Annotated in this window: 3 protein-coding genes; 2 read left to right on the top strand and 1 reads right to left on the bottom strand. The window is 73.5% G+C overall.

Translation table 11 applies throughout. The features are described 5' to 3' along the window. The first annotated feature begins 61 nt into the window (after positions 1-61). A complete protein-coding gene (locus AOK15_RS40350; protein WP_055524125.1) occupies positions 62-901 on the top strand; it encodes a MerR family transcriptional regulator in 840 nt (279 codons plus the stop codon). Between the two features lie 98 nt (positions 902-999). Then, complete coding sequence (locus tag AOK15_RS40345; RefSeq protein ID WP_055524128.1) at positions 1,000-1,644, top strand: hypothetical protein; 645 nt, start codon at positions 1,000-1,002, stop codon at positions 1,642-1,644. Here AOK15_RS40345 and AOK15_RS40340 read toward each other — a convergent pair. Further along, the coding region (locus tag AOK15_RS40340; RefSeq protein ID WP_055524123.1) for an RNB domain-containing ribonuclease at positions 1,595-2,897 on the bottom strand (1,303 nt) is incomplete at its 5' end. The two genes, AOK15_RS40345 and AOK15_RS40340, sit on opposite strands and share 50 nt — an antisense overlap.

Here is a 2,897-nt window from a genome sequence, read left to right as displayed (position 1 = left end):
CAGCGGGGCCACGTGGCCGCCACCTTGACCTTGCCGCAACGTCAACGTTTCTACTGGTCCCATGCGGATCGGAGAGCTGGCCGCGACCGTCGGGGTGACCACTCGGGCGGTGCGGCACTATCACCACCTGGGGCTGCTGCCGGAGCCGGAGCGGCGGGCGAACGGGTATCGGGACTACACCCTGCGGCACGCGGTCGTGCTCGCGCGGATCCGGCGGCTGACGGAGCTGGGGCTCGGGCTCGCCGAGGTACGTGACGTGCTGGCCGACGACGCGGGGCGTGAGCTCGTCGAGGTGCTCGGCGAGCTGGACGAGGACCTCGCGCGGCAGGAGTCGGCGATCCGGGAGCGGCGCGCCCGGCTGCGGGTCCTGAGGGAGGACGCGCGGCGCGGGCTGCTGCCCGCCGAAGGGCCCGTCTCACCCGAACTCGCCGCCCTCTTCGGGAAGTTCGGGCCCGTGCCGCCCGAGTCCCCCATGGCGGCCAAGGACCGGGAGGTGTTCGCGCTCCTGGAGACGACCGCGCCCCCGGAGGCCCGTGCCGAGTTGCTGGCCGGGCTGGAGGCCATGATGGCGTCGCCCGGCGCGGTGGAGCGGGCGCACGCGGCGTACGCGCTGCTCGACGACCTCGTCGACGCCGACCTCGACGACCCTCGTGTCGACGAGGCGGCCCGGCTCCTCGCCGGCCTCATCCCCGCCGAGCTCATCCCGGCCGACCTCGACCTCGGGCTCGGCACTGGCACCAGCACCAGCACCGGCACCGGCACCGGCACCGGCACCGGCGGCCCCGACGTGCGCGGCGGCGGTAACCGCGCCTTTCTGCGGGCCTTCTTCGCCGACTTCGCTCCAGCCCAGGCGGAGGCCGTCCGCCGCACGTTCCGGATACTCATGGAGGACCGCCGATGAACCCACCGGGGACGACAGGGACACCGGGGACGCCGAGGACACCGGGCGCGACAGGGACGCCGAGGGCACCCAGGACGCGGAAGACGCCCGCCGTGTTGATCGGGGGTGCCCACCGGGTCGGCCGTGCCCTCGTCCGGCACGAACTCCTGCTGCTGGCCGGCCTGTTCCGCTGGATGGTCCGGCGGCCGCACGGGGTCGGCGAGGGGCGGGCCTTCGGGTACACGCGCGGGCAGGGCCCGATGATGCTCGGCTTCGGGTTCGTGTGCGTCGTCGAGACGGTCACCATGTCCGTGCTGCTGAAGGACCATCCGTCGGCGCACCGGGTCCTCCTCGTCCTCGACCTCTACACGATCCTGATCGTCGCCGGACTGCACGCCGCCTCGGTCACCCGCCCGCACGTCCTCACCGACACCACCCTGCGGCTGCGCCGCTTCGCCACCGTGGACCTCCTCGTCCCGCTCACGACCGTCTCCTCGGTCCGCCGCGAACTGTGCCTGACGCACGAGAAGAAGGACGGTGAGCTGAGTCTGGAGGCCGGTTCGCAGACCACCGTCACCCTCGAACTTTCCGAGGAAGCGCAGTACTTGACGTTCTTCGGGCGACCCAGGGCGGTCCGGCTCGTACGGTTCCACGCGGACGACGCCGATCGGCTCGTGGGCGAGATCGACCGACTCCGCCGGGCGCAGGGGGACTTCACGCCGGTACGAAGCGGATCTTCGCCACACCCGGCTCGGCCTGCGTGAGCCGTACGCGCAGCCGTTCCCCCAGCGGGAGCGGCTGGCCGTTCCGGCCGTCGACGCGGCCGATGACCGCCGGGGACTCCAACTGGACGATTCCCCGGGCCGGTCCGCCCTTCACGGACCGCTCCTCCTCCACGTCCACCACCCAGCCGTCGAAGACCTCGCCGACCCTGTCCCTGAGCAGTGCGGCCTCCACGAGGTCCACGCACTCGCGCTCCACGCGGCCCGCCAGGCGGCTGCCGCCGGCCATCTCGTCCGGGAGGGTGTCGAGGGCGGCCAGGACCCATTCGGGGGCCGGGGTACCGGCGACCGCGGCGAGGCAGAGTTCCGCGGTGTAGCGGTCGACGAGACGGCGGAGCGGGGCCGTGCAGTGGGCGTAGGGCGCGGCGACGGCGGAGTGCGTGGTGATGTCGGGGAGGGCGCCGTCGCGGAACACCGTGTAGTGGGCGCCCCGCAGCAGGGTCGTGCACTCCTGGAGGAACGCGGCATGACGGGGGTCGTGCGGGTCGAGGGCGCGGACCAGGCTCGCGTACGAGACGTGGTGCGGCCAGTCGATGTGCAGCGCCGTCGCGGTCCGGCGGAGTCGGCCGACCGCGCCGTCCGGGGCGGCGGGCAGCGTACGCAGGATCCCGGTGCCGCCGCCGAGCATCAGCTCCGCTGCGGCCATACCGGTGAGCAGGGAGATCTGGGCGTTCCAGGCGTCGGCGGGGAGGGGCGCCCGGTAGGCGAGTTCGAGTGCGTACGCCCCCGGGGCTTCGTGGCCGCCGGTGTCGTCCTGTGCGTGCGTCCCCGGTGTTTCGGGGCCGCCGATGTCGTCCCGTTCGACGATCTCCTGTTCGGGGACGTGGAGGGAGATGCCGCCGCGTTCCACTTCGAGGCGCTCCCGGAGGTGTCCGATCTCCTTCAGGAGGGCGAGGGGTTCCTCGGCGGTGCCCGCGTCGATCTCCTTCTGCACGGACGCGTAGTCGAGCTTGGCGCGGCTGCGGACGAGGGCGCGGCGCACGTCGACGCTCTCGGTACGGCCGTCCGCGTCGAGGTCCAGCGTCCACAGCACCGCCGGGCGGGTGTGGTCCGGGAGGAGACTGGCGGCTCCCTCGGAGAGGCAGGCGGGGTGGAGGGGGACCTTGCCGTCGGGGAAGTACAGGGTCGTCACCCGGCGGTGAGCCTCCACGTCGAGCGCGGTGCCGGGCGTGACGAACGCGGCGACGTCGGCGATGGCGTACCGGACCCGGTAGCCCCGGCCGCCGCCCGCGCCC

The sequence above is a fragment of the Streptomyces ossamyceticus genome, from assembly GCF_001418475.1.
Lineage (GTDB): Bacteria > Actinomycetota > Actinomycetes > Streptomycetales > Streptomycetaceae > Streptomyces > Streptomyces ossamyceticus.
The sequence above is the reverse complement of the archived record's forward strand: the minus strand, read 5'-3'. Positions and strand labels throughout refer to the sequence as shown.